This window comes from Vibrio sp. 1288 (assembly GCF_033344475.1).
This window is the reverse complement of record NZ_JAWPOX010000381.1, coordinates 1-777: the sequence shown is the minus strand read 5'-3', so window position 1 is coordinate 777 and position 777 is coordinate 1. Positions and strand designations below refer to the sequence as shown.

The 777-nt window shown below is 47.9% G+C and carries 1 protein-coding gene; it reads right to left on the bottom strand.

The features are described 5' to 3' along the window. Positions 1-82: 82 nt before the first annotated feature. A partial coding sequence (locus tag R8O11_RS26900; protein ID WP_318194834.1) for an ABC transporter permease subunit occupies positions 83-777 on the bottom strand: 695 nt, incomplete at its 5' end.

Sequence of the window (777 nt, the reverse complement as noted above, 5' to 3'; positions counted from 1 at the left end):
AAACTTAGGGCGCTTAGCGTGGACGCTAAAATTATTCTTTTCATAAAACTTCCCTTTTTTATGTTTTGCTCACAATGCATGCTTAAACATAGCGTGTGAATTTTTTCGGGTCGAATGCCGCTCGAATCGCTTCACCGATAAAGGTGACCATCACCAGTACCAGTACAATGGAAGTCACAACAGACGCCACAATCCATGGCGAGTCCAAGTTGGACTTACCTTGCTGCAGTAACTCACCCCAGCTTGGTGTTGGTGGCATCAAGCCTAAACCAAGATAATCAAGCGCTGTCAGTGCGGTGATATTGGCGGCAATAGTAAATGGCGCTAAGGTGACAATCATGACCATGGTATTTGGCAGAATATGGTTAAACAGGATTCGGCCTGTCGAGGCACCCAACGCACGAGCTGCCATTACGTATTCGCGTGCAGATTCTTTATAAGTCATGGTACGCATGTACCATGTCATCCCCATCCATCCAAACAACACGTTGATGGCGACAAAGAGCGTGAAAGTCGGTTGAACGATGGACACCAAAATCATAATGACGTACAGGAATGGCACCATTGACCAAACCTCAATCAACCGTTGGACAAATAGCTCGACCTTGCCGCCCCAAAAGCCCATGGCACAGCCTCCAGCGGTACCAATAGCGTAGGACACCGCCATCGTTAACAACGCAAACCCCATCGCAGTACGGAAGCCATACACCAAGCGCGCTAAAATATCGCGACCAATAACGTCAGTACCTAGATAGTGTTTATTCTCAGCGCTTGGCG